At 74.9% G+C, this 23996-nt stretch carries 23 protein-coding genes; 10 read left to right on the forward strand and 13 right to left on the reverse strand.

Translation table 11 applies throughout. The annotated features are described in order from the left end of the window. Positions 1 to 26 precede the first annotated feature (26 nt). From ACQPZO_RS22505 to mptB, 3 genes are all read right to left on the reverse strand, one after another. A complete protein-coding gene (locus ACQPZO_RS22505) occupies positions 27 to 491 on the reverse strand; it encodes an SRPBCC family protein (protein ID WP_433343730.1) in 465 nt (154 codons plus the stop codon). A gap of 14 nt (positions 492 to 505) precedes the next feature. Beyond that, the gene (locus tag ACQPZO_RS22510; RefSeq protein WP_433343732.1) at positions 506 to 883 is read right to left on the reverse strand and encodes an ArsR/SmtB family transcription factor; all 378 of its coding nucleotides are present in this window, start codon (positions 881 to 883) and stop codon (positions 506 to 508) included. A gap of 221 nt (positions 884 to 1104) precedes the next feature. After that, complete coding sequence (gene mptB / locus ACQPZO_RS22515; protein WP_433343734.1) at positions 1105 to 2505, reverse strand: polyprenol phosphomannose-dependent alpha 1,6 mannosyltransferase MptB; 1401 nt, start codon at positions 2503 to 2505, stop codon at positions 1105 to 1107. A 35-nt stretch (positions 2506 to 2540) separates the two neighbouring features. Here mptB and ACQPZO_RS22520 point away from each other — a divergent pair, with 35 nt between their 5' ends. Continuing rightward, positions 2541 to 4124, forward strand: a complete 1584-nt coding sequence (locus ACQPZO_RS22520) for a hypothetical protein (protein ID WP_433343736.1) — start codon at positions 2541 to 2543, stop codon at positions 4122 to 4124. Positions 4125 to 4161: 37 nt separating this feature from the next. Here ACQPZO_RS22520 and ACQPZO_RS22525 read toward each other — a convergent pair whose 3' ends face one another. Continuing rightward, positions 4162 to 7299, reverse strand: a complete 3138-nt coding sequence (locus ACQPZO_RS22525; protein ID WP_433351163.1) for a bifunctional [glutamine synthetase] adenylyltransferase/[glutamine synthetase]-adenylyl-L-tyrosine phosphorylase — start codon at positions 7297 to 7299, stop codon at positions 4162 to 4164. A gap of 6 nt (positions 7300 to 7305) precedes the next feature. Further along, positions 7306 to 8073 carry a type 1 glutamine amidotransferase gene (locus ACQPZO_RS22530; RefSeq protein WP_433343737.1) on the reverse strand — a complete coding sequence of 256 codons (768 nt, stop codon included), beginning with the start codon at positions 8071 to 8073 and terminating at the stop codon, positions 7306 to 7308. A gap of 128 nt (positions 8074 to 8201) precedes the next feature. Here ACQPZO_RS22530 and ACQPZO_RS22535 point away from each other — a divergent pair, with 128 nt between their 5' ends. After that, the gene (locus tag ACQPZO_RS22535; RefSeq protein ID WP_433343739.1) at positions 8202 to 9134 is read left to right on the forward strand and encodes a S66 peptidase family protein; all 933 of its coding nucleotides are present in this window, start codon (positions 8202 to 8204) and stop codon (positions 9132 to 9134) included. A 4-nt stretch (positions 9135 to 9138) separates the two neighbouring features. On the opposite strand, the gene ACQPZO_RS22540 is transcribed toward ACQPZO_RS22535, so the two are convergent. Continuing rightward, entirely contained in the window at positions 9139 to 10020 is an 882-nt protein-coding gene (locus ACQPZO_RS22540) for a Vgb family protein (protein WP_433343741.1), read from the reverse strand. 184 nt (positions 10021 to 10204) lie between these two features. Here ACQPZO_RS22540 and ACQPZO_RS22545 point away from each other — a divergent pair, with 184 nt between their 5' ends. After that, positions 10205 to 10714, forward strand: coding sequence for a hypothetical protein (locus ACQPZO_RS22545; RefSeq protein WP_433343743.1), 510 nt, complete (start codon positions 10205 to 10207; stop codon positions 10712 to 10714). A 109-nt stretch (positions 10715 to 10823) separates the two neighbouring features. Here the strand turns inward: ACQPZO_RS22545 and ACQPZO_RS22550 are convergent, their stop codons facing one another. The 4 genes from ACQPZO_RS22550 to glnA form a co-directional block, all read right to left on the reverse strand. Continuing rightward, complete coding sequence (locus ACQPZO_RS22550) at positions 10824 to 11192, reverse strand: VOC family protein (protein WP_405105857.1); 369 nt, start codon at positions 11190 to 11192, stop codon at positions 10824 to 10826. A 229-nt stretch (positions 11193 to 11421) separates the two neighbouring features. Then, a complete protein-coding gene (locus tag ACQPZO_RS22555; protein WP_433343745.1) occupies positions 11422 to 12114 on the reverse strand; it encodes a helix-turn-helix transcriptional regulator in 693 nt (230 codons plus the stop codon). A gap of 58 nt (positions 12115 to 12172) precedes the next feature. Beyond that, the gene (locus ACQPZO_RS22560; protein ID WP_433343746.1) at positions 12173 to 12598 is read right to left on the reverse strand and encodes a DUF350 domain-containing protein; all 426 of its coding nucleotides are present in this window, start codon (positions 12596 to 12598) and stop codon (positions 12173 to 12175) included. Positions 12599 to 12701: 103 nt separating this feature from the next. Beyond that, entirely contained in the window at positions 12702 to 14051 is a 1350-nt protein-coding gene (gene glnA / locus ACQPZO_RS22565; RefSeq protein WP_433343748.1) for a type I glutamate--ammonia ligase, read from the reverse strand. A 246-nt stretch (positions 14052 to 14297) separates the two neighbouring features. Between glnA and ACQPZO_RS22570 the strand changes: the two genes are divergently transcribed. The 3 genes from ACQPZO_RS22570 to ACQPZO_RS22580 all read left to right on the forward strand — a co-directional run bounded on the left by ACQPZO_RS22570 (position 14298) and on the right by ACQPZO_RS22580 (position 17646). Beyond that, the gene (locus ACQPZO_RS22570; protein WP_433343749.1) at positions 14298 to 16058 is read left to right on the forward strand and encodes an NAD+ synthase; all 1761 of its coding nucleotides are present in this window, start codon (positions 14298 to 14300) and stop codon (positions 16056 to 16058) included. Between the two features lie 152 nt (positions 16059 to 16210). Continuing rightward, positions 16211 to 17056, forward strand: coding sequence for a 3-methyl-2-oxobutanoate hydroxymethyltransferase (gene panB / locus ACQPZO_RS22575; protein WP_433343751.1), 846 nt, complete (start codon positions 16211 to 16213; stop codon positions 17054 to 17056). 104 nt (positions 17057 to 17160) lie between these two features. After that, entirely contained in the window at positions 17161 to 17646 is a 486-nt protein-coding gene (locus ACQPZO_RS22580; RefSeq protein ID WP_433343753.1) for a hypothetical protein, read from the forward strand. A 127-nt stretch (positions 17647 to 17773) separates the two neighbouring features. Here the strand turns inward: ACQPZO_RS22580 and ACQPZO_RS22585 are convergent, their stop codons facing one another. From ACQPZO_RS22585 to ACQPZO_RS22595, 3 genes are all read right to left on the reverse strand, one after another. Beyond that, on the reverse strand, positions 17774 to 19207 hold the full coding sequence (locus ACQPZO_RS22585; RefSeq protein ID WP_433343754.1) for an RNB domain-containing ribonuclease: 1434 nt from the start codon (positions 19205 to 19207) through the stop codon (positions 17774 to 17776). Between the two features lie 118 nt (positions 19208 to 19325). Beyond that, complete coding sequence (locus tag ACQPZO_RS22590; protein WP_433343756.1) at positions 19326 to 20126, reverse strand: histone; 801 nt, start codon at positions 20124 to 20126, stop codon at positions 19326 to 19328. An 82-nt stretch (positions 20127 to 20208) separates the two neighbouring features. Next, positions 20209 to 20412, reverse strand: a complete 204-nt coding sequence (locus ACQPZO_RS22595; protein ID WP_387025640.1) for a hypothetical protein — start codon at positions 20410 to 20412, stop codon at positions 20209 to 20211. Positions 20413 to 20964: 552 nt separating this feature from the next. On the opposite strand from ACQPZO_RS22595, the gene ACQPZO_RS22600 reads away from it, so the two are divergent. The 4 genes from ACQPZO_RS22600 (at position 20965) to ACQPZO_RS22615 (ending at position 23965) form a co-directional block, all read left to right on the forward strand. Continuing rightward, positions 20965 to 21303, forward strand: coding sequence for a hypothetical protein (locus ACQPZO_RS22600; RefSeq protein WP_396671073.1), 339 nt, complete (start codon positions 20965 to 20967; stop codon positions 21301 to 21303). Next, complete coding sequence (locus ACQPZO_RS22605; RefSeq protein WP_433343759.1) at positions 21300 to 21803, forward strand: roadblock/LC7 domain-containing protein; 504 nt, start codon at positions 21300 to 21302, stop codon at positions 21801 to 21803. Before ACQPZO_RS22600 ends, ACQPZO_RS22605 begins: the two co-directional genes overlap by 4 nt. A 56-nt stretch (positions 21804 to 21859) precedes the next feature. Further along, positions 21860 to 22636, forward strand: coding sequence for a nucleotidyltransferase domain-containing protein (locus ACQPZO_RS22610; RefSeq protein ID WP_433343760.1), 777 nt, complete (start codon positions 21860 to 21862; stop codon positions 22634 to 22636). 105 nt (positions 22637 to 22741) lie between these two features. Beyond that, on the forward strand, positions 22742 to 23965 hold the full coding sequence (locus tag ACQPZO_RS22615; RefSeq protein WP_433343762.1) for a S8 family peptidase: 1224 nt from the start codon (positions 22742 to 22744) through the stop codon (positions 23963 to 23965). The last annotated feature ends 31 nt before the right edge of the window (positions 23966 to 23996 follow it).

Genomic DNA, 23996 nt, shown 5'->3' on the forward strand with positions numbered 1-23996 from the left:
CCCACCCGCGCGACGTCCGGCCCCGATCAGCGGACGAGCAGGGCGTCCAGCTTGCCGAAGGAGCTGCCCCAGCCCTCCCGGGCGCCCGCCTCGACATCCTTCGTGTACGGGCCCTGGCACAGCACGAGGCGGGTCTTGTCGTCGCCCTCGTCGTGGAACTCGATCCGCATCTCCAGCCGGGCCCCATCCGGGAAGCCGGGGATGCCGTGCACCTCCTCGTGGCCGACGAGCAGCTCGTTCTCGACCACCTCGGTGAACGTGGCGTCGACCGGGGAGCTGAAGCTCGGGTCGGCGTCGTTGACCATGATGAAGCGCTGGTGGCCGCCGACCCGGGCGTCGACGCTGACGGTCTCCCGGGGCACCGAGAAGCCCATCGGGCCGAACCACTGGGCGAGTTGGTCGGGGTCGATGAAGGCGCGGTAGACCAGCTCGCGCGGGGCGTCGAAGATCCGGGTGATGACGAGCTTCTCGGTGGCTGCGGTCTCGGTCATGGTGTTGTCCTCTCTCACTGCTTGCCCTGGTCGTCGTGGTCGGCTTGGGCGTCGGCAGGCGTCGCCGGTGCCTGCCGCATCCGTCGCAGGTGCGCGTCGAGCCGGTCGAAGTTCGTGTCCCAGAACTGCCGGTACCGCTCCATCCACGCCGTGGCCTCGCGCAGCGGCTCGGGATTGAGGCTGCTGGAGCGCCACTGGGCGGACCGGCTCCGGGAGATCAGCCCCGCCTGTTCGAGCACCTTCAGGTGCCGGGAGATCGCCGGAAGGCTGATCGCGAACGGCTCGGCCAACTCCGTGACCGTGGCGTCCCCCTCGGCGAGCCGGGCGAGAATCGCCCGGCGGGTCGGGTCCGCCAGCGCCGCGAAGATGACGCTGAGTCGATCGGCTGCCACGTTCTTAACCACCTCGTTAATTAACTTCTGCGTTAAACATAGAGTCCGCAAGGTGGCTCGTCAAGCACTTCGACACAGCCGAGGCAGGCCTGCGCGCCAGGGCAGGTCCGTCGGTAGTCAGCCGGGGAAGTTGTTCGTAGGGCTGGCTGACCCGGTCACGGTGCGGTACGCCCACCCGGTTGACGAGGCGCCCCGGCGCAGCGCCCACCACGCCCCGACCATCAGGCCGGCGCGCGGGTCGCCCTCGCCGACCGCACCCACCACACGACGGCCCAGATCAGCAACAGCGTCATCAGCGGCGCACCGGGCACCTTGGTGTACCGGGCCAGGCCGGTGCCGTCCGGCAGCACCAGGAATGATCCGACCAGCGCGACCCCGGCGAACCACGTGCCCCGCCGGGCGGTGGCGGCGAGCACCGTCAGCGGCCAGATCCAGTACCAGGGGTGCACGATCGGGGAGAGCGCGACGGTGGCGGCCAGCGCCAGACCGGCGTGGAAGAGCGGGTCGCGGGTGCGGGCCCGCCACCAGAGCCAGACCAGCAGCACGGCCAGCGCGACCAGGCCGATCGCTCGGGTCACCGGCAGGGCGTCGACGTGCGCCCCGAAGATCACCGCGACGTAGCCGACGGTCTGGCCGACCGCCGTCGAGGGCGACGTCCAGGCGATCACGTCGCCCCCGCTCTCCAGGCCACCGATCCAGCCGAAGTCCAGGCCACCGGCGTAGGTCACCCCGACCATCGTGGCGATCGCTCCCACGACCACCGGCGCACCGTCACGGAGCAGGGTCCGGATCCGGTACGGCCCGGCCATCGCGGCCAGCGCGGCGAACGGGATCACCACCAACCCGGTGATTTTGATCGACACGGCCAGGCCGAGCAGCACCCCGCCGGCCAGCAGCGGGCCCGGCCGCCCGGGCCGGGCGGCCACCACGGCCAACCCGGCGACCAACAGGCCGACCATCAGCGCGTCGTTGTGCGCACCGGCCACCAGGTGCACGCCGATGAGCGGGCTGGCCAGGGCCAGCCAGAGCGCCCGCCCGATGGGAACCCCGCAGCGGCGGGCCAGCACCGGCAGGCAGGCGGCGGTCAGCGCCACCCCGGCGAACGCGAGCAGCCGGAACGCGACGACGGCGGCGGTCAGCGAACCGGTCGCCTTCACCACCGCCCCGGCGAGCACCACGAACAGCGGCCCGTACGGGGCCGGGGTGTCCCGCCAGATGTACGAGATGGAGTCCAGCCACGGGCAGGGCAACGCGGACACGCCCTGCTCGTACGGGCTGATCCCGTTGGCGTAGCTGGCGCCCTGGCAGGCGTACGCGTAGACGTCCCGGCTGGCCATCGGCGGGACGAGCAGCAGCGGCAGCAGCCAGAGGCCGACGGTGACCAGGGCCCAGCGCGCGGACGGCGTCCCGTCCCGCAGGGACCACCACGCCCAGGCCATCAGGGCGGTGCCGACCAGCCAGGCCGCGATGATCAGCGGCCCGTGCGGCCCCTGCCAGATGCTGACCGGGGTGGGGCGCAGGTCACCCTTCGGGAACGCCCCGCCGAGGTACGCGGACACGGCGAGCAGCAGGGAACCGGTCAGACCCGTCCAGCGCGCGAGGTGGTGAGGCACGCCCGCCATGCTGCCAGTACGGTGGTCGCGGTACGGAGGTGGGCATGCGACGCAGTGCGGTGGTGGCGGTGTCCACCGGGTTCGCGGCCGTCCTGGGCGTGGGCTACCTGCTCCTGCCGAGGATGGGCTCCGACCTCTCGGCCCAGGTGGCCCGCGCCGACTTCTTCGCCGCGCACGGCCCCGCCCTGGTGGACCTGCGGTGGTACGGCGGCATCCAGCCCCTCGGCTACAGCCTGGTCTCCCCGCCGGTGATGGCTGTCCTCGGCGTCCGGGTGACCGGCGTCCTCGCGCTGGTGGGCGCGGCGGCGGCGTTCGCCGCGCTGCTGGCGCGTACCGGGGTGCCCCGCCCGCTGCTCGGCGGCCTGGTCGGGGTGGTCACCATCGCCGGCAACCTCGTCTCCGGCCGGGTCACCTACGGCCTCGGCGTGGCGTTCGGGCTCGCCGCGCTGCTCGCGCTCACCCTGCCGACGAGCGTGCCCCCGGGCCGCCGCTGCCTGCGTGTCGGGCTGGCCGCTGCCGCAGCGCTGCTGGCCTCCGCGACCAGCCCGGTCGCCGGCCTGTTCGTGGGGCTGGCCGGGGTAGCGCTGCTGCTCACCCGCCGGTACGGCGACGGCCTGCTGCTCGGAGCCGCCGCGGCGGCCCCGCTGGCCGTGACCGGGCTGCTGTTCGGCGAGGGCGGCTGGATGAACATCAGCCGCACCGACACCCTGCGCGCCGCGCTGGCCAGCCTGGTGGTGGCCGCGCTGGTGGCGTACCGGCCGGTCCGGGTGGGCGCGCTGCTGTCGGCGGCCGGGGTGCTGATCGCCGCGCTGGTGCACACGCCGGTCGGGCTGAACGCGACCCGGCTGGCGGTGATGTTCGCGCTGCCGGTGCTGGCCGCCGCCGCCCGGCTGCCGGAGCGGGCCACCCGGCGGCTGCCGGCCGCGCTGCGTCGGGGCGGGGCGGCCGGCACCGCCCTGGCGGCGCTGCTGGCCGCCGTCTGCTGGTGGCAGCCCCCGGTGGTGCCGGCCGACCTGCGTGGCGTCGGCGGCCCGACGACCGAGCCGGCCTACTTCGCCCCGCTGCGCGCCGAGCTGGCCCGACGTGGGCTCACCGGGCGGGTCGAGGTGCCGCCGACCCGCGACTACTGGGAGGCCGCCCTCCTCGGCGACGTCCCGCTGGCGCGGGGCTGGTTGCGGCAGGCCGACATCGCCCGCAATCCGCTCTTTTTCACGACCGTGCCGGGCGCCGCCGGGACCGGCGTTCCGCTGACCGCCGAGAGCTACCGGGCCTGGCTGGCCGACAACGCCGTGCAGTACGTCGCCGTGCCCGACGCCGACCTGTCCTGGGTGGGGCGCGCGGAGGCGGAACTGATCGACGGCGGGCTGCCGTACCTCACCGAGGTCTGGTCCGAACGGCACTGGCGGCTCTACGCGGTGTCCGACCCGACCCCGCTGGTCGCGCCGCCGGGCATGCTGACGGGGCACGATGCCGGCTCGATGACGGTCGAGGCGCCCGCCGGGGCCACCGTGTCGATCCGAATCCGGTACAGCCGATGGCTGACCACCGATCCCCCCGCGCGGCTGTCCCGCGCCGGGGAGTGGACGACGATGACCGTGCCGACCACCGGCCGGTACACGATCCGCTGACCGGCGGCCCCGCCCTGCCGCAACGCCGACCGCCAGGTCAGGAGTCGAGGACGCGTTCCATCGCCGCGCGGGAGCGGCGGCCGGTGCGCAGGTACTCGTCGAGGAACTCGCCCGGGTCGTCCCGGCCGAGCAGCCGGACCACCCCGGCCAGCTCCACGCCGTGCCGGGGCAACTGGTCGCCGTCCCGGCCGCGGACCAGCATCAGCGCGTTGCGGACCTGCGCGGCCAGGGTCCAGCCGGCCGCCATCTCGCCGGCGTCCTCCGGGGCGACCAGGCCGGCTTCGGCCGCCGCCGCGAGCGCGTCGAGGGTACGCGTGCCGCGCAGCGCCGGTAGCCGGCCGGCGTGCCGGAGCTGGAGGAGCTGCACCGCCCACTCGACGTCGGCGAGGCCGCCCCGGCCCAGCTTGGTGTGGGTGGCCGGGTCTGCGCCCCGGGGCAGCCGTTCGGTCTCCACCCGGGCCTTGATCCGGCGGATCTCGACGATCTGTTCCCGGGTCAGCCCGTCGGCCGGGTAGCGCACCGGGTCGACCATCGTCTCGAACTCGGCGCCCAGGTCGGCGTCGCCGCAGACGAACCGGGCGCGCAGCAGCGCCTGCGCCTCCCACACCTTCGACCAGCGGGCGTAGTACTGGGCGTACGCGGCGAGGCTGCGTACCAGCGGGCCCTGCCGGCCCTCCGGGCGCAGGTCGGCGTCCACCCCGAGCGGCGGGTCGGGGGCCGGGGCGGACAGCAGCCGGCGCAGCTCCTCGGCGATGGCGTGGGCGGCGGCGCTGGCCGTGCCCTCCTCCGCCCCGGACGGCTGGTCGTAGACGAACAGCACGTCGGCGTCGGAGAGGTAGTTCGACTCGTACCCGCCGAGCCGGCCCACGCCGATCACCGCGAACCGCAGCCCGGGCGGGGCCGGCCGGGCGGCCCGGGCGGCGCGCAGCGCGGCGGCGAGGGTGGCGTCGGTGACGCCGGCCAGCGCGGTGCCGACGGTGGTGATGTCGGCGAGGCCGAGCGCGGCCCGCCCGGTCGGGTCGGAGCGGGTCGGGGTGGGGGCGAGCGACCCGGCGCGGCTGAGCACGTCGGCGCAGGCGATCCGGACCAGTTCCCGGCGGCGCAGCGCGCGGACCGCCCGGGTCGCCTCGACCGGGTCGGCGTGCCGGGCCGCAGCGGCGGAGAAGCCCTCGCAGAGCACGTCGCGGGGGCGCGGGGTCAGCTCGTTCTCCTCGGCCAGCAGCCGCAGCGCCTCCGGCTCCCGGGCCAGCAGGTCGGCCGCGTACCGGGAGGAGGAGAGCACCCGGGCCAGCCGGCGGGCCACCGGGCCGGAGTCGCGCAGCAGCCGCAGGTACCAGGGGGTGCCGCCCAGCTTGTCGGAGACCTTCCGGTAGTTGAGCAGCCCCCGGTCCGGCTCGGGCGCGTCGGCGAACTCGCTGAGCAGCACCGGCAGCAGGGTGCGCTGGATGGCGGCGGTGCGGCTCACCCCGCCGGTGAGGGCCTGGAGGTGGCGCAGCGCCCCGGCCGGGTCGGCGAAGCCGAGGATCTCCAGCCGGTGCCGGGCCGCCTCCGGGGTGAGCCGCAGCCCGTCGGCGGGGACCCGGGCCACCGACTCCAGCAGCGGCCGGTACAGCAGCTTGGCGTGCAGCCGGCGTACCTCGGTGGCGTGGGTGACCCACTCGGCGCGGAACTCCTCGACGGCGCTGCGGCCCGGGGTGGCCGCGTAGCCGAGCGCGGCGGCGAGCCAGCGCAGCCCGGCCGGGTCGGCCGGCACGGTGTGGGTGCGGCGCAGTCCCTGGAGCTGGAGGCGGTGCTCGACGCCGCGCAGGAAGCGGTACCCGCGCAGCAGCGCCTCGCCGTCGGCCCGGCCGACGTAGCCGCCGGCCACCAGGGCGCGCAGGGCGGGGATGGTGCCGGGTGCCCGCAGCGCCTCGTCGCCCCGGCCGTGCACCAGTTGCAGCAGCTGGACGGCGAACTCGATGTCGCGCAGCCCGCCCGGGCCGCGCTTGATCTCGCGGTCCAGCTCCTTCGGCGGGATGTTGTCGATGATCCTTCGGCGCATCGAGCGGACGTCCTCGACGGCCTCCGGTCGCTCGGCGGCCCGCCAGAGCAGCGGGGCGAGCTGGTCGATCCACTCCTGGGACAGCGCCAGGTCGCCGGCCGCCGGGCGGGCCTTCAGCAGCGCCTGGAACTCCCAGGTGCGCGCCCAGCGCCGGTAGTACGCCAGGTGGCTGGCCAGGGTGCGGACCAACGGGCCCCGGTTTCCCTCGGGGCGCAGCGCGGCGTCGACCGGCCAGGCGACCAGGCCGCAGATGTGGATCAGCCGGGTGGCGACCGTGGTGGCCGCCGGCAGCTCGTCGTCCTCGGCGCAGAGAAAGATCACGTCGACGTCGGAGACGTAGTTCAGCTCGCCACCGCCGCACTTGCCCATCGCCACCACGCCGAGGCGGGGCCGTGGCGTGCCCTCGGGCAGCTCGCCCACCGCGATGTCGTAGGCCGCGCCGAGGGTGGCGTCGGCCAGCGCGGAGAGCGCGACCATGGTCTGTTCCAGGGTGCGACCGCCGGTCAGGTCGGCCGCCGCGATCCGCAGCAGGGCCAGCCGGTACGCCTGGCGCAGCACCGCGATCGGCTGGGTGGACGCGGTGACCCGGGCCGCGGCCGTCAGGTCCAGCCGGCCCTCGGCGGCGGGGGCGAGCCCGTCCGGGTCGGTGGCGAGCACCGGCCACTGGCCGGCGTTGGCCACCAGGTGGTCGCCGAGCGCCGACGACGCGCCGAGCACGGCGATGAGCCGCCGGCGCAGCCCCGGGTCGACGTGCAGGGCGTCCAGCAGCGCCGAGTCGGCGGGCTCGCCGGCGTCGCCGGTGGCCCGGCGCGCGGGGCCCGGCGGCCCGCCGTCTGCTCCGGTGGCATCCGTGACCCGGCGCGCACCCGTCGATCCGCCGCCGCCGGTGCTGCCGGCCGCGCGGCTCTCGGCCTCGGCGAGACGGTGCAGCTGGCGCAGGGCCAGGTCCGGGTCGGCGGCCCGGGACAGCGCGGCCAACAGCTCGGCGGCCCGCTCGTCGACCGGCTCCTGTTCCTCCGGCCGCCACAGGCCGAGCCCGGCCGGGCCGAGCAGGTCGGCGGCCCGGGAGCCACCGTCGCCGTCGGCGGTGCCGAAGCCGTAGCGGGCCAGCCGGCCCCGGGCCGGTCTGCTGATCACGGGTCAGTGCCCGAGCAGGGGCAGGTTGCGCCGGACGCCGTCGCCGCTGAGCTCACCGAGGGCGAGGGCGGCGAACCGGATGGCGAACGGCTGCCACACCTCCTCGATGTCGGCCATCACCCGGTCGCAGGCGGCCACCACCAGTTCCGGGTCGTAGCCCAGCTGGTCGAGCAGGGCGGAGTCGGTGGCCCAGTCGGCGATCATCGCGGTGTCGGGCTCGATGTGGAACTGGAGCCCCCAGGCCCGGTCGCCGAGCCTGAACGCCTGGTTCGGGTAGCGGGTGGAGGCGGCCAGCAGGGTCGCCCCATGCGGCAGCTCGGTGATCTCGTCGACGTGCCACTGGAACACGTCGGGCATCAGCGGCACGTACCGGAACAGCAGGTCGGTATCGGCGGCGTCCCGCCGGCCGACCACGGTGGGGCCGACCTCGGGCCCGGACGGGCTCAGCTCGACGAGGCCGGCGTGCGACGTGGCCAGCAGTTGCGCCCCGAGGCAGATGCCGAGGGTGGGCACCCGCTGCCGGACCGCCTTGCGCAGCAGCCCCTCCAGCTTCGGAAACCAGGGTGCCCCGGGGGTGCCGTCGGGCAGCGGGTACGGCTTCTGCTCGCCGCCGAGCACCACCAGGGCCACGTACCCGTCGAGGTCGGCGGGCAGTTCGTCCCCGGCGTGCGGGCGCAGCACCCGCAGCTCCAGGCCTCCTTCCACCAGCCATTCGCCCAGGCGGCGGACGTCGTCGGTCGGGTCGTTCTCGATCACCAGCGCGGTTGCCACGCCGTCGAGGCTATCCGGTACGCCGGCCGCGGCCCGGAACGCCTCGGCGCGGTGCTCCCCGAGACGGCAGCGGACGGGCGCCGGCGGGCCAACCCGGGGTCCCCGGCCGGCGGCTAGGCTCTGCGGCTGTGATCACCGACGACGCCGTCCTGCGCCCACCGGTCCTGCGCCCCGGGCACACGGTGATGTTGGTGTCCCCGTCCGGGCCGATCCGGCCGGAGCGGGTGGCCCGGGGCATCGAGCTGCTCACCGGCTGGGGCCTGCGCCCGGTGCTCGCGCCGAACGCGTACGCCCGCCAGGGATACCTGGCCGGGTCGGACGAGCTGCGCGCCGCCGACCTGAACACGGCGTTCGCCGACCCGTCGGTGCGCGGGGTGATCTGCACCCGGGGCGGCTACGGCGCGCAGCGGGTGGTGGACGCCGTCGACATGGCGGCGGTGCGCCGGGACCCGAAGGTGGTGGCGGGCTTCTCCGACATCACCGCGTTGCAGCTCGCCCTCTGGCGCGGTGCCCGGCTGGCCGGCGTGCACGGCCCCGGGGCGGCCTGGCTGGACGAGCGCACCCCGCTGCGCTCGGCCGAGTCGCTGCACGCCGCGCTGATGACCACCGAGCCGGTCACCGTCGCCGCCGTGGCCGGGGAGGAGACGTTCGGCGTACGGGTCGCCGGCCGCGCCACCGGGACGCTGCTCGGCGGCAACCTCTGCCTGCTCGTCGCGTCGCTGGGCACCCCGGACATGCCGGACCTGACCGGGGCGGTGCTGCTGGTCGAGGACGTGCAGGAACCCCCGTACAAGGTGGACCGGATGCTGACCCAGCTGCGCCGGGCCGGCGCCCTGGACGGCCTGGCCGGGGTGGCCGTCGGGCAGTTCACCGGCTGCGCGGACGAGTGGGACACCAGCGTCGCCGACGTGCTGACCGAGCGCCTCGGCGACCTCGGGGTTCCGGTCCTCGGCGGCCTCCCGATCGGCCACGGTCAGGGCCAGCTCACGGTCGGCGTGGGCGTCCCGGCCACCCTCGACGCCGACGCCGGCACCCTCACGGTCGCGCCGGCCGTCCGCTGACCCCTCAGGGGGTCAGGTGGGCCACCGCGCCGCGTTCCAGGGCGGCGTGGACCGTGCCGTCGGGCAGGACCGCGAGGCCGTGCGGCTCCGATTCCGGGGTGGGCAGGTCGTACGCGTCGACGCGGCCGTCGGGGGTGACGTGGCCGATGCGGTTGGCCGCCCACTCGGTGAACCAGCAGCCGCCGGCCGGGTCCGCGACGATCGCGTGCGGCCGGGCGGCCCGGTCCGGCAGCGGGTACTCCTCGATCCGGCCGTCCGGGGTGATCCGGCCGAGCTGACCAGCGGCGATCTCGACGAACCAGAGGGCCCCGTCGGTGCCCAGCGTGATGCCGACCGGCCCGGCGGCGTCGGTGGGCAGCGGGTGCAGGCGCACCGCGCCGTCCAGCGCGATCCGGCCGACGGCGTTCGCCTGGTTGAGGGTGAACCACAGGGCGTCGTCCGGCCCCGCCGTGATCATCGACGGGAATCCGCCGCTGACGGGCAGCGGGTACGCGGTCACCGTCCCGTCGGTGCCGACCCGGCCCACGGTGTCGTTGCTCATCCCCGCGTACCAGAGGGCACCGTCGGGGCCGGCGGCGATGCCGCACGGTGCGCTGCCGGCCGGCAGCGCGACCGACGTGGCCGACCCGTCGGTGGTGATCCGGCCGATCCGGTCGTCCCCGGAGCGGGTGAACCAGAGCGCGCCGTCCGGGCCGGCCGCGATGACCAGCGGGCGGGTCGCCGGGTCGCCGGGGTGGGCCCGCACCGCGCCGTCGGCGGTCACCCGGGCGATCCCGCCGGTGCGGACCAGGGTCAGCCACAGCGCGCCGTCCGGCCCGGCGGTGATCCCGTACGGCCCGCAGCCCGGGTCCGGCAGGACGGTCTCTCGGATGGTGGGGGTGGTCAACGGGTGCCCGCCTCTCTGCTCGACTCGACCCCACCCTTTATGCCGGGCCGTCCTGTGGCAACTGGTTTGTCCCCGATTCGAAACCGGATTTTCAGCTCGCTGACAGGGTCGCCATGGCCCCTACCCAGCTCGCACCGTCACTGTCGGTGATGTCATCGCATCCGAGCAACGAAATGGAGAACGAATGTCCCGCACGATTTCCAAGAAGCAGTTGCTGGCCGGCCTCGCGGCGGCGGGCGTACTCACCGTGGGGATCGCGGCGCCGGCCGTCGCGTTCGCCGAGGACAGCTCGACCCCGACCCCGAGCGCGAGCAGCAGCGAGGGCACCGACCGGCAGCAGCAGCGGGCCGACCGGCAGTCCGAGTTCGCCGAGGCGCTCGCCAAGGAGCTGGGGGTCTCCACGGACAAGGTGACCGCGGCCCTGGACAAGGTGCGCGAGCAGAACAAGGCCGACCGCCCGGAGCGCGGCGAGCGTCCTGACGCCGCCGACCGGCAGGCCGCGCTGAAGGAGCGGCTGGACAAGGCCGTCAAGGACGGCAAGCTGACCCAGGAGCAGGCCGACGCCATCACCAAGGCCGCCGAGGCGGGCGTGTTCCCCGGCGGGGGCGACCGGGGTCACGGCCACGGCGGCCCGGGCAAGGGCGACCAGTCCAAGGACGACTCCGAGGGCAAGGGCGACTCCGAGGGCAAGTGACGCCCGCGCGGCCCCGCCCCGGTCGGGGCGGGGCCGCGCACCGACGCGCCGACAGGGGCGGGGTCCCGACGTCTCGGATCCCGCCCCTGTCCGCCCGGACAGGGGGCGGCTACGGGGCGGGCGGCGTGAACACCCCGAAGTGGTTCCCCGCCGGGTCTGCCAGGTGGCCGAAGGTCAGCCCGCTCGGCGCGCCGCGCGGCGGCACCAGCACCCTGCCACCGGCCGCCTCGGCCCGCCGGCAGGCGTCCGCCACGTCGGCGACCTGGGCGTAGAAGATCGCGTAGTTCGGCGTGCTGCCGTCGGAGGCGCGGATCGCCCCGCCGATCCCCCCGTCCCGACCGTCGGTCACCCGGTACGACCGGCCCGGCGCCCCCTGCTCCTCGAACGCCCAGCCGAACAGCTCCCCGTAGAAGCGCTCCGCCTCCTCGGGCCGGTCGGTGCCGATCTCGAACCAGGTGATCGCGTTGGTCGTGGTCATGTCTGCCTCCCGTGCGCCGCGCCGGCCGGTCGACCGACGCCGTCGGAGATCAGCCTCGACCCGTCCCGCGACACCGTCCTGTCGGTGTTTCCCGGCGGTCGGCCGGGATCGTGAGCCCGACGGTCAGGTCGACCGGCCCGCCCCGCGATCGGCCGGCCCGTCCAGCCCCGCCCCGCCGCCGATCCCCCGCCGCCCGGCCGTCGCGGGTCCGGACCCGGTCGTCGCGGGCTCAGGCCAGGGTGAGCTGGCGGACGATGTGCTGCGGGATGTCCAGCTCGCCGGGGCGCAGCTCCCGGGTGACCGGCTCCGGCAGCGCGGTCACCGAGCCGATCCGGTCCACCCGGAACGCGCGCAGGCCGTCGCGCAGCCGGCACCAGGCCAGCAGATACCAGTGCCAGGGGTTGCCGAGGAAGCCCAGCGGCTCCACGACCCGCTCGGTGACGGCCCCGGCCCGGTCGGCGTACCCGAGGCGCAGCACCCGGCGGGCGGTGACCGCGCCGGCGACGGCCGCCGGGACGGGCGCGGCGGGCCCACCGCCGATGAGGTGCACCCGGCCGGCGAGCCGGCGGGCCTCGGCGGCGTCGGCGGGCGGCAGCACCGCGAGCAGCTTGCGCAGGGCCGTGGCTCCCGCCTCGGTGAACGGGCCGCCGCCGAGGCGGTGCAGCGCCACGGCCATCGCCACCGCCTCGGCGGCGGTGAGGTTGACCGGCGGCAGAGTGTGCGCGCGGTCGACCACGTAGCCGCCGGTGCGGCCGGTCTCCGCCCAGATCGGCACCCCGGCCTGCTGCAACGCGCCGATGTCGCGCTCGATGGTGCGCGAGCTGACCTCGAAGCGGTGGGCGAGCCAGCGGGCGCTGCGCGGCCGGGGCGACACCGCCCGCAGCTCCTCGACCAGGGCGTAGAGGCGGTCCGTCCGGTTCACGCCCGCAGGTTAGCCGCCGGGTGCGACGAGGCGGGGCTGGGCCGAGGGCCGGGCCGCGTCAGGCGATGCAGGCGCAGACGATCAGCGCGGCCCCGAAGTGGGTGGCGGCGCTGACCCAGGCCGCCGGGTGCGGCTCGTCGGAGCAGATGACCTCGCCGAGCCGGCCCGGGGTGAGCAGGTCCAGCACGAAGAAGGCCAGCGCCATGACCGCCAGGCCGATCAGCCCGAAGATCACCGTGGAGGCCAGCCCCTTGGCGAAGTCGCTGTAGCTGGTAAGGATCGCGGTGAACACGATCCCGGCGATGCCGAGTTGGTTCGCGGCGAGCAGCAGCCCGGCGTTGGTGTTGCGCCGCACCCAGATCAGGTCGCGCAGCTTCCCCGGGGTGAGCAGGTCGACCAGGCCGAAGCCGGCCGCCATCAGACCCACCCCGACGACCCCGAACACGACGCTCTGCCAGGCTCCGCTGAGCAGGTCCTCCAGCACCGACTGCCTCCCGACCACCTACCGCCCGGCGGGGGTGCCGGCGCGGTGATCGAGACGATAGCGGCCCGCCGCAACCCCCGGCAGCCCGCGTCGGTGGCAAGCCCTACAGCGACAGGTAGCGCTGCCGCTCGTAGGGGGTGACCTCGCGGCGGTACTGCTCCCACTCGGACCGCTTGTTGCGCAGGAAGAAGTCGAAGACGTGCTCGCCGAGCACCTCGGCGACCAGCTCGGAACCGGCCATCACGTCGATCGCCTCGGACAGGTTCTCCGGCAGCGCCTCGTACCCCATGGCGCGGCGCTCGGCGCTGCTCAGCGACCAGACGTCGTCCTCGGCGCCCGGGGGCAGCTCGTAGCCCTCCTCGATGCCCTTGAGGCCGGCGCCGAGCAACACCGCGAAGGCCAGGTAAGGGTTCGTGGCCGAGTCCAGCGAGCGAACCTCCACCCGGGCGGAGTTCGGCTTGCCGTACGCGGGGACGCGGACCAACGCGGACCGGTTCAGGTGACCCCAGCAGACGTACGCGGGGCTCTCCGTGATCCGGTCCGGCAGCGCCTGCGGAAACAGCCGCTTGTACGAGTTGACCCACTGGTTGGTGACGGCCGTGTACTCCCGGGCGTGCGTGAGCAGCCCGGCGATGAACGACTTCGCCACCTTGGACAGCTTCATCGGGTCGCCGCTGTCGTGGAACGCGTTGCGCTCCCCCTCGAACAGCGACAGGTGGGTGTGCATGCCGCTGCCGGGCTGGTCGGTGAACGGCTTCGGCATGAAGCTGGCCTGCACCCCGGTGGAGAGCGCGACCTCCTTGACCACGTGCCGGAAGGTCATGATGTTGTCGGCGGTGGTCAGCGCGTCGGCGTAGCGCAGGTCGATCTCCTGCTGGCCGGGGGCGACCTCGTGGTGGCTGTACTCCACGGAGATGCCGATCCGCTCCAGGGCCAGCACGCCCTGGCGGCGGAAGTCCCGGGCCACCGCGTGGGTGGTGTGCTCGAAGTAGCCGCCCGTGTCGACCGGGACGGGCACCGAGCCGTCCTGCGGGCCGTTCTCCAGCAGGAAGAACTCGATCTCCGGGTGGGTGTAGAAGGTGAAGCCCTTCTCGGCGGCCCTGGACAGCATCCGGCGCAGCACGTGCCGGGGGTCGGCCCAGGACGGGCCGCCGTCGGGGAGCAGGATGTCGCAGAACATCCGGGCGCTCTCGCCGCTCGCCCCGCCCTCGAAGGGGAACACCTGGAAGGTGGTCGGGTCGGGCATGGCCACCATGTCGGACTCGAAGACCCGGGCGAAGCCCTCGATCGCCGAGCCGTCGAACCCGATGCCCTCCTCGAAGGCCGCCTCCAGTTCGGCGGGCGCGACCGAGACGCTCTTGAGGGTGCCCAGCACGTCGGTGAACCACAGCCGGACGAACCGGATGTCCCGCTCTTCCAGCGTGCGGAGGACGAACTCCTGCTGACGGTCCACTTCCACCCCTCGCGACGCTGTTGCCCAGCACCGGCCGGGCTTACCGCCCAGTCTCCACCGGGTCCTTTACGCAGACGTTACGCGACCTTTCCGGGCCGCGTCCTGTCGTGTCCCGCCACCTGGCGGGCGGGCCGGCGGACCTGCCCCCACGGGCCCGCGGCCGGGCCCCGGGACGCCCGGGCCGGTAGCCGCCGTCTCCCGGCCGCCCGCCGTGTCGGGCCCATCCGGCTGAGGCAAGATGAGGGCATGCCCACCCTGCGTCTCGCCCTGTCCCAGGTCAATCCGAGCGTCGGCGACCTCGACGACAATGCCGGCCTGGTCCGCCGGTGGACCCGGCGGGCCGCCGACGCGGGCGCCCAGCTCGTCCTGTTCCCGGAGATGACGCTGACCGGGTACCCGGTCGAGGACCTGGTCTTCCGTCGGTCCTTCGTCGCCGCGTCCCAGGCCGCGCTGCGCCGCCTCGCCGCCGACCTGGCCGCCGACGGCCTCGGGGAGCTGCCCGTGGTGGTCGGCTACCTGGACGCGGACGGCCCGCCGCAGGTCAGCGCCGACGCCAAGCCGGGCCACGGGGCCCGCAACGCCGCCGCCGTGCTGCACGGTGGCGAGGTGGTGGCCACCTACTTCAAGCACCACCTGCCCAACTACGGCGTGTTCGACGAGGACCGCTACTTCGTCCCGGGCGACACGCTGACCGTGGTGCGGGTCGGCGGGGTGGACGTGGCGCTGACCATCTGCGAGGACCTGTGGCAGGCCGGCGGCCCGTTCGCGGTGGCCAGGCAGGCCGGGGTGGGCCTGGTGGTCACCATCAACGGCTCGCCGTACGAGCTGAACAAGGACGACGTCCGGCTGCCGCTGGTGCGCCGCCGGGCCGCCGAGGCGGGCGCCACCGTGGCGTACGTCAACATGGTCGGCGCGCAGGACGAGCTGGTCTTCGAGGGCGACTCGATGATCGTGGGCGCGGACGGGACGCTGCTGACCCGCGCCCCGCAGTTCGTCGAGCACCTGCTGCTGCACGACGTCGAGCTGCCGGCGGCGCCGGAGCCGGTCGGCGACGCCGGGGAGCTGGAAGGCGGGATGCGGATCGAGCGCGCCAAGGTCAGCGACCTGCTGCCGCCGGCCCCGGGCGAGGTGGCGGTCGGCGGGATCATCGAGCCGGCGGCCGACGAGGCCGAGGTGTGGCAGGCGCTGGTGCTGGGCCTGCGCGACTACGTCGACAAGAACCGGTTCCCGTCGGTGGTGCTCGGGCTCTCCGGCGGCATCGACTCGGCGGTGGTGGCGGCCCTCTCGGTCGACGCGCTCGGCCCGGACCGGGTGGTCGGGGTGTCGATGCCCAGCCAGCATTCCTCGGAGCACTCCCGCGAGGACGCGGAGGACCTGGCCAAACGCACCGGGCTGGACTACCGGGTGCAGCCGATCCAGCCGATGGTGGACACCTACCTGGCGAACCTGTCGCTGTCCGGCGTGGCGGTGGAGAACCTCCAGGCCCGGGTGCGCGGGGTGCTGCTGATGGCGCTGTCGAACCAGGAGGGCCACCTCGTCCTCACCACCGGCAACAAGAGCGAGCTGGCGGTCGGCTACTCCACCCTGTACGGCGACTCGGTCGGCGGGTTCAACCCGATCAAGGACGTGTGGAAGACGCTGGTCTGGCGGCTGGCGAAGTGGCGCAACGCGGACGCCGCCCGCCGGGGCGAGACGCCGCCGATCCCGGAGAACTCGATCGGCAAGCCGCCGAGCGCCGAGCTGAGCCCCGGCCAGCTCGACAGCGACACGCTGCCCGACTACGACGTTCTCGACCCGATCCTGATCGGGTACGTCGACGGCGACCTCGGCCGGGCCGGGCTCGTCGAGTCCGGCCACGACCCGGCGGTCGTCGACCGGGTGCTGCGGATGGTGGACACCGCCGAGTACAAGCGCCGGCAGTCGGCGCCCGGCACGAAGATCTCGATGAAGGCGTTCGGGCGGGACCGCCGGCTGCCGATCACCAACCGCTGGCGCGAGGACGGCTGATCCGGCGGGGTACGCCGAGCGCCCGGCGGCCGGCCCGCGCCGCCGCCGGGGAGTGAGATCCTGCACTGTCTCCTCCCGTCGCCGCCCGCCCGGTGCGACGATCGCGGCGGAACCCGGGGACCGCGAAGGCGGCCTCGAGGAAGGAGACAGTCATGGTGGAGTCCACCCCGACCGAGGTGACGGCGCTGTACGGCGGCCCGGCCACCCGGCGGGTCCGCACCCGCGACCTGCTCGCCGCCAAGGAGCGCGGCGAGCGGTGGTCGATGCTGACCTCGTACGACCAGTACACCGCGTCGATCTTCGACGCCGCCGGCATCCCGGCGCTGCTGGTCGGCGACTCGGCGGCGAACAACGTCTTCGGCTACGAGACGACGCTGCCGGTGACCGTCGAGGAGCTGCTGCCGCTGGTCCGCGCGGTGGTGCGGGCCACCCGGCAGGCGCTGATCGTCGGCGACCTGCCGTTCGGCTCGTACGAGGAGGGGCCGACGCAGGCGCTGCGCACCGCCGTGCGGTTCATGAAGGAGGGCGGCTGCCACGCGGTGAAGCTGGAGGGCGGCCGGCGCTGCGCGGCGCAGATCGCCGCGATCGTCGACGCCGGCATCCCGGTGATGGCGCACATCGGCTTCACCCCGCAGCGCGAGCACACCCTCGGCGGGTACCGGGTGCAGGGGCGGGGCGACGCGGGCGAGGACGTGCTCGCCGACGCGCGGGCGGTGACCGAGGCGGGCGCGTTCGCGGTGGTGCTGGAGATGGTGCCGGGCGAGGTGGCCGGGCGGATCACCGCGGAGCTGCCGATCCCGACGGTCGGCATCGGGGCCGGCCCGGACACCGACGCGCAGGTGCTGGTCTGGCAGGACATGGCCGGCCTGCGTACCGGGAGGGCCCCGCGCTTCGTGAAGCGCTACGCCGACCTGGCCGGCGCGCTGACCGACGCCACCCGCCGGTTCGCCGACGAGGTCCGCGGCGGCGAGTTCCCCGCCGCCGAGCACACCTTCTGACCGGTACGCGGGTTGCGGTGGGCACCCGGCGGGTGCCCACCGCACGGCCACCGCGTCCACAATCGGGGGATGTTCGACTTCGGCATCTCCGGCTACCGGCCGGCGTGGCTCCAGGGGCGGGCGGCCGTCGAGGCGGCCCACGGGACCGGCTCGCGGCGCTGGCCGGGCGCCCGCTGACCCGGGCCTGGCTGGCCTGGGACCTGGACGACGACTCCTGGTTCGCCGACTGCCCGGTGCTGCTGGACTTCGCCGGCGAGCAGGTCGAGATCAACCACCGGAAGTTGGACGACCTCTCGGTCACCTGGAACTCGGTGTGCCCGGTCGACGGGCCCGCCTGGCCCGGTTTCCGGCTGGCCTGGCGGGCGGAACCGCTGCCCGACCTGGCCGCGCTGCGGGGCCAGGAGCTGCGCGCGGTCACGCTGCTGGAGTGGCGGGGAGCCAAGCACGACCTGGCCAACGGAGCCGCCGCGATCGGTCTCGCCTTCCCCCGGGGCGACCTGGTGGTCCACAACGCCCTCGACGAGAACGCCCTCGCCTTCGGCCCGCCCGACCCCCGCTACCGCCGCCATCCGCTGCCCCGGTTCCGGTAGCGGGGGTCGGGAAACTGCCCGTCCGGGAGCGCCGGCAGCGGCGCGCTGACGTGATCCTCGCGAACGGCCCGCCGCGCCGACGGTGCCCACCGCCGTGAGAATCTTCGCTGGCATCGGCCGGTGACGCTCAGGCCAGCGCGAACAGGACCTTCCGGGCGACCGGGTCGGCGGTGACCAGCCGGACCCGGACCCGCTCCCCCAGCGGCAGCTCGCCCGTGCAGCGGGCCCGCACCGGCGGGGAGTCCAGGGCCACCGTGCCGCCGGGCTGCCGGCCCGGCTTCGGCTGGCCGTTCGGCGGGGTGTCCACGTCGAGCACCGCCGCGTCGAACGTCTCGCCCACCCGGTGCTCCAGCAGCACCGCCTCGGTCAGCTCGACCGCGCCCCGGGTGGCCGCACCGGCGGTCCGGTCGGTCGCGGCCATCGCCTCCGGCAGCTTCGGCAGCGCGGCCCGGGCCCAGTCGGGCACCGCCCGCCCCTCGTGCAGGGCCAGGCACACCTCGGTGGCGTACCGGTCGGCCAGCCGGCGCAGCGGCGCGGTGACATGGGCGTACGCGGCGGCGACCCCGCCGTGCTCCGGCCGGTCGGGCGGCACGCCGTCGAACGCCGTGTACGCGGCGCCGCGCATCAGCTCGGCCGCCTGGTCGACGAACGCCGCCGCCCGGGGCTTCGAGGCGTCCAGCCCGGCGAGCACCTCGCCCACGCCCACACCGGCCGGCCAGTCGACGCCGAGCGCGGCGGCTGCGGTGCGCAGCCGGGCCACCGCCTCCGGCTTCGGCGCCGGCATGGTGCGCAGCAGCCCGATCCCGCCGGCCAGCATGAGGTCGGCGGCGGCCATGCCGGTGAGCAGGGAGATCTGGGCGTTGTGGTCCTCCATCGGCACCGGCCCGCGCAGCACCAGCCGCCAACCGTCGCCGTCCGCCTCGACGTCCTGCTCCGGCAGCGGCAGGTTCACCGCGCCCCGGCGCAGTCCGCGCGCGGTGAGCAGGGCGCCGATCTCGGGCAGCAGGGCGATCGGCTCGGGCAGCCGCCCGGCATCGGCATCGGCCTGGACGCCCGCGTAGTCCAGCTTGGCGCGGCTGCGCACCAGGGCGCGTTCCAGCGTGACGGCGACCGTGCCGCCGTCGGGGTCGAGGTCGACGGTCCACACCACGGCCGCCCGGTCCTGGCCCGGCAGCAGGCTGGCCGCGCCCTCGCTCAGGGTGTGCGGGTGCAGGGGCACATTGCCGTCGGGCAGGTACACGGTCTGCCCCCGCCGCCAGGTCTCCTCCTCCAGCGCGCCGCCGGGGCGCACGTGCGCGGCGACGTCCGCGATCGCGTACCGGACCCGGAAGCCACCGCCGGGACGGCGGGCGAGGTGCATCGCCTGGTCGAGGTCCCGCGAGGTGGCCGGGTCGACGGTGACGAACGGGATGTCGGTGCGGTCGGTGGCGGCGCGGGGCGGCGCGGCTGCCGCCGCCTCGGCCTCGCGCTGCGCCACGGGCGGGAACTGCTCGGGCAAGCCCAGCTCGCGGCGCAGCGCGCCGAAATCGATGCGGGGCGCCAGTACGCGTCGGATCACCACGGGGTCAATCCTGACACGGGTGATCCGCTCCCCGGCACCCTCGCGGGCCCGCCGCCCGGGCCGCGTACCGGTGCGGGTGGCGGGCCGGCGACGGACGGTCAGCGGCGGGCGGCGCTGCTCAGCCGGTGGCCTTGCGGGCCGTCGCCCGGGTACCGCGCGGCGCGCTCGCGCGGGCCGCCGCCGTCCGGGCCGCCGCCTTCTTCGCCGTGGTCTTCTTCGCCGGGGCCTTCTTCGCCGCCGCGGCCTTGCGGGTGGTGCTCGACGAGGTTGCGGTCGCCTTTTTCGCCGGGGCCTTCTTCGCGGCGGCCTTGCGGGCGCCGCCGGTGGGCCGGGTCGAGGCGGTCTTCGTCGCGGCGGTGGTCTTCTTCGCCGGGGCCTTCCTGGCCGCAGTGGTCGTCTTCCTCGCCGCCGCGCCCGTCTTCTTCGCCGCCGGGGCCTTCGTCGCGGTGGCCTTCGTCGCGGCGGCCTTCGTCGCGGTGGCCTTCGTCGCCGCGGTCTTCCTCGCCGCGGCCTTCGTCGCGGTGCCTGCGGCTGTGGTGGTCCGCTTCGCCGCCGTGCCCGCGGCGGCGGTCGTCTTCTTCGCCGTGCTCCGGGCGGCCGGGGCCTTCTGCGCCGTGGTCCTGGTGGCCGGGGCCTTCTTCGCGGCGGTCTTCGAGGCCGGGGCCTTACGTGTGACGATCTTCGTCGTGGCGGCCTTCCTCGCGACCGCCGCCTTCGCCGGCACCCGGCCCGCCCCGGCGCCGGAGGCGTTGGGGGACGCCTTGGTCACGGTCGACCCCCGGGCCGCCGCGCCGGCCATCCCCGAGGGGCGCGCGGCCGTGGCCCGGGTCCCGCCCGCGGCCCGCCCCGCCGTGGCGGTCTTCTTCGCGGGCGTACGTTTGGCGGCCGGGCGGGTGGTGGCCTTCTGTGCTTCGGCCATCTGGGTTCCCTCCTTGGGGACATGCGCTCGCGTGCCTCCTCACGGGGCACGGAGTTCCTCGACGCGGGCGGTCCCGCGCCGCTTATCTGTCCTCCCCGGCCCAACGGGCGTCCGCGGCGTCCCACGCGTCGTTACGCTCCCGCACCTGCTGCAGGGCGTTCTCCGCGTCGGATGCCGAGGCGTACGGCCCGAGCACGTGCCGCGCCGCGCAGACGTCGGCATCGGTCTCGACCCGGTGGTGTCGGGTGCACCAGTAGTAGTGCCCACCACTTCCGCTGTCGCTCATGGGATCACTGTGCACCGCGAACCGCCCGACCGCCACCGGTTCAACCAGAACCGGTAGCGGCTTCCACAGTAGACGTGCTGGTCAGCGGCCGGGCCGGAACCGCGAAACCCGCCGGACCGGGTGCGTCTGCCGCGCCCCGCCGGACGTACCGGCTCGCCTTCCGGCTGGCCCACGGGCAGGTCGGCCGACCGCTCGACGCGACGGGCGGCGGCACCGGATGCTGGCGGGCCGCAGTGAGCTGATCGGCCTGCCGGTGACGTCGGAGGAACCGCTTGACCTGGGGAACTTCATACCAGCTGGACCCGGGATGAACCATCCGTCGGAGCGTCCCACTTACGGGACTGGCGGGACCAGTAGCTTGGGCCGCTCAGGTCGATGCGACGACCTCCGTGTGCGCCGGGACCGCCCGTGTGCGAGCCTCGTCGGAGCATTTTCACTGCGTCGCGCCACCTGTCACCGCGGGGTCACCCTCGGCACGGAGCCGGTGGCGCCGGCCAGCCATAGCTGGGGAGAAGAACTGTGGCGAATCTTGACATCGCGCTGAAAAGCGCGATGAGTATCGATGGGGCGATCGGGGTGGCGCTCGTCGACTACAACAGCGGCATGACGCTCGGCGTGGCCGGCGGCACCGGGGAGATCGACCTGACCGTCGCCGCCGCCGGCAACACCGACGTGGTACGCGCCAAGATGCGCACCATCGAGATGCTGAAGCTCGACGACGAGATCGAGGACATCCTCATCACGCTCGGCGGCCAGTACCACCTGATCCGGCCGGTGACCAGCCGCACCGGCAAGGGGCTCTTCCTCTACCTGATGGTGAGCAAGAGCCGGGCCAACCTGGCGATGGCCCGCCACCAGCTGCGCACGATCGAGGAGAGCCTGGAGTTGTGAGCGGACTGGACAACACCGGGACAGCTCTCCCCCGCCGCACCGCCCGACCGTCCGAGGGGATGCCACCGCCCCGGTCGCTCCCGCCGTCGCTCGCGGGGAACCCGACGCTGCCGTACCCGCAGATCGGTCAGGCGCTGGCCGAGCTGCGGTTGGAGATCCCCGGGGTGCACGGCTGCGTGCTGGGCGGGGTGGACGGTCTCATGATCACCCACAACATGCAGACCGACGTCGACCCGAGCGACCTGGCCGCGCTCGCGGCGACCACGTACGGCCTGGGTCGTCAGGTCGGCCTGCGGCTGGGGCAGGGCGACTTCCACCAGTCCACGGTCCGCAACGCGCTCGGCTACCTGAGCGTCTACGCGGTCAGCGCGCAGGCGCTGCTCGCCGTGGTCGGGAGCGACACCATCAACGTGGCCCGGCTGCACCTGCACGCCCCGCCGGTGGCCCAGCGGCTCGCCGCCCTGCTCGACGGCGTGACGCCGACCTCCCGGCAGCGGTGACCCGGCGGCTGCCGTCCCGGGGCCACCCGCCCCGGGTCGGCACGCCACAGTGCGGCATGGACCCGGACGTGCGGCGGTACCTGACTGACCTGGTCGGGGCGGCCCGCGACGTGCTCGGCGCCGACCTGGTGGGTGCGTACGCGGCCGGCTCGGTCGCCCTCGGCGCGTACCAGGCGGGGCGCAGCGACATCGACGTGGCGCTGGTCTGCGCGCACGCCCTGCCCGACGGGCGCAAGCGGGAGCTGGTGGCCCGGCTGCGGCACGAGGCGCTGCCCTGCCCCGCGCGCGGGTTGGAACTGGTCGTCTACCGGCGGGAGGTGGCCCGCTCCGGCACCCCGGAGCCGGGCTTCGAGGTCGAGCTGAACACCGGCGCCCGGATGCCGTTCCGGGTGACCTGGTCCGGCGACGGACGGCCGGCGGCGGACGGCCGGTTCTGGTACGGGCTGGACCGCAGCATCCTGCACTCCGGTGGGCTGGCCCTGGCCGGGCCCCCGGCGGCGGAGACGTTCGCCGACCTGACGCCGGCCGACCTGCGCCGGCTGCTGGTGGACGCGCTGACCTGGTGGCTCGCGCTGCCGACGCCGCCCGGCGACGCGCCGGCGGCCGGCGCCGAGGACGCCGTGCTCGGCGCCTGCCGCTCGCTGGTGCGCTGCCGCGACGGGGTGTGGCTGCCCAAGGTCGCGGCCGGACGGCGGCTGGTGGAGCGGGGGCATCCCGAGGCGGCGCTGGTCGAGCGGGCGATCGCCGCCCGGCACGGCGGCCCGCCGCCGGGCGGCCAGACCGCACGGGCCTTCCAACGGGCCGCCCTCGACGAGCTGCGCGCGATGCTATGACCCGACTGATATATAGCCTGTCATGGATATATAGATAGCCTGTCATCACGATCTCGGACCGCGTACGACCAGCTCCGACGCGGTCGACACAGAGGAGACCGACAGATGACGCTCCCCCGCAAGGTCGCTGCCCTCGGCGTGCTGACCGTATCGGCGATGGCCACGGCCATGATCGGCGGCCCGGCCACCGCAGCACCGACGACCGGTGAGATCCGCGCCGCCGGCGGTGCCACCGCCGTCCCCTCCAGCTACATCGTCGTGCTGAACGACACCGCCGTCGGCGGCAAGGCCGGCACCCGGACCGCCGCCGTCACCAGCTCCGCCGACAAGCTCGCGAAGCGCTACGGCGGCGACGTCGCCCAGGTGTACGGCGAGGCGCTCAACGGCTTCGAGGCGCGGCTGTCCGAGGCCGCCGCCAAGCGGCTGGCCGCCGACCCGGCGGTCGCCTGGGTCGAGCAGAACCACAAGGTCACCGTCGAGACCACCCAGGCCAACCCGCCGTGGGGCCTGGACCGGATCGACCAGACCAACCTGCCGCTGAACAGCGCCTACAGCTACACCAGCACCGGGTCGGGCGTCACCGCGTACATCGTCGACACCGGCATCCGGACCACCCACACCAACTTCGGCGGGCGGGCCGTCGACGGCTACGACGCGGTCGACAACGCCCTGCCGGCCGCCGACTGCAACGGCCACGGCACCCACGTCGCCGGCACCGTCGGCGGCTCGACCTACGGCGTCGCCAAGAACGTCCGGCTGGTGGCCGTGCGGGTGCTCGACTGCGCCGGCAGCGGCACCACCGCCGGCGTCATCGCCGGGGTCAACTGGGTGACCTCCAACCACCAGGCCGGCCAGCCGGCGGTGGCGAACATGAGCCTCGGCGGCGGGCTCAACTCGGCGCTCAACACCGCCGTGGCGAACTCCGTCGCCGACGGCGTCACCTACGCGGTGGCCGCCGGCAACTCCAACGCCAACGCCTGCAACTACTCGCCGGCCTCCGTGGCCAGCGCCATCACCGTCGGCGCGACGCAGAGCAACGACGCCCGCGCGTCGTACTCGAACTACGGCACCTGCGTGGACATCTTCGCGCCGGGCACCAGCGTCCTGTCCGCCTGGTACACCAGCAACACGGCGACCAACACCATCAGCGGCACCTCGATGGCCTCGCCGCACGTGGCCGGCGCCGCCGCCCGCGTCCTGCAGAACAACCCGGCCTGGTCCCCGGCCCAGGTGGCGTCGTACCTGGTCTCCACCGCCACCCCGAACGTGGTGGGCAACCCGGGCGCCGGCTCCCCGAACCGCCTGCTGTACGTCTCCCCCGCCAACTGATCCTCCCACCCCCCCTGGTGCGGCCCCGGAG

The organism is Micromonospora sp. CA-111912 (genome assembly GCF_050948415.1).
In the GTDB taxonomy this organism is placed as follows: domain Bacteria; phylum Actinomycetota; class Actinomycetes; order Mycobacteriales; family Micromonosporaceae; genus Micromonospora.

Coding starts and splice junctions, on each gene's coding strand:
- ACQPZO_RS22505 (WP_433343730.1), bottom strand. CDS start 491: ATGACCGAGACCGCAGCCACCGAGAAGCTCGTCATCACCCGGATCTTC.
- mptB (WP_433343734.1), bottom strand. CDS start 2,505: ATGGCGGGCGTGCCTCACCACCTCGCGCGCTGGACGGGTCTGACCGGT.
- ACQPZO_RS22520 (WP_433343736.1), top strand. CDS start 2,541: ATGCGACGCAGTGCGGTGGTGGCGGTGTCCACCGGGTTCGCGGCCGTC.
- ACQPZO_RS22545 (WP_433343743.1), top strand. CDS start 10,205: ATGTCCCGCACGATTTCCAAGAAGCAGTTGCTGGCCGGCCTCGCGGCG.
- ACQPZO_RS22550 (WP_405105857.1), bottom strand. CDS start 11,192: ATGACCACGACCAACGCGATCACCTGGTTCGAGATCGGCACCGACCGG.
- ACQPZO_RS22570 (WP_433343749.1), top strand. CDS start 14,298: ATGCCCACCCTGCGTCTCGCCCTGTCCCAGGTCAATCCGAGCGTCGGC.
- panB (WP_433343751.1), top strand. CDS start 16,211: ATGGTGGAGTCCACCCCGACCGAGGTGACGGCGCTGTACGGCGGCCCG.
- ACQPZO_RS22590 (WP_433343756.1), bottom strand. CDS start 20,126: ATGGCCGAAGCACAGAAGGCCACCACCCGCCCGGCCGCCAAACGTACG.
- ACQPZO_RS22595 (WP_387025640.1), bottom strand. CDS start 20,412: ATGAGCGACAGCGGAAGTGGTGGGCACTACTACTGGTGCACCCGACAC.
- ACQPZO_RS22600 (WP_396671073.1), top strand. CDS start 20,965: ATGAGTATCGATGGGGCGATCGGGGTGGCGCTCGTCGACTACAACAGC.
- ACQPZO_RS22610 (WP_433343760.1), top strand. CDS start 21,860: ATGGACCCGGACGTGCGGCGGTACCTGACTGACCTGGTCGGGGCGGCC.
- ACQPZO_RS22615 (WP_433343762.1), top strand. CDS start 22,742: ATGACGCTCCCCCGCAAGGTCGCTGCCCTCGGCGTGCTGACCGTATCG.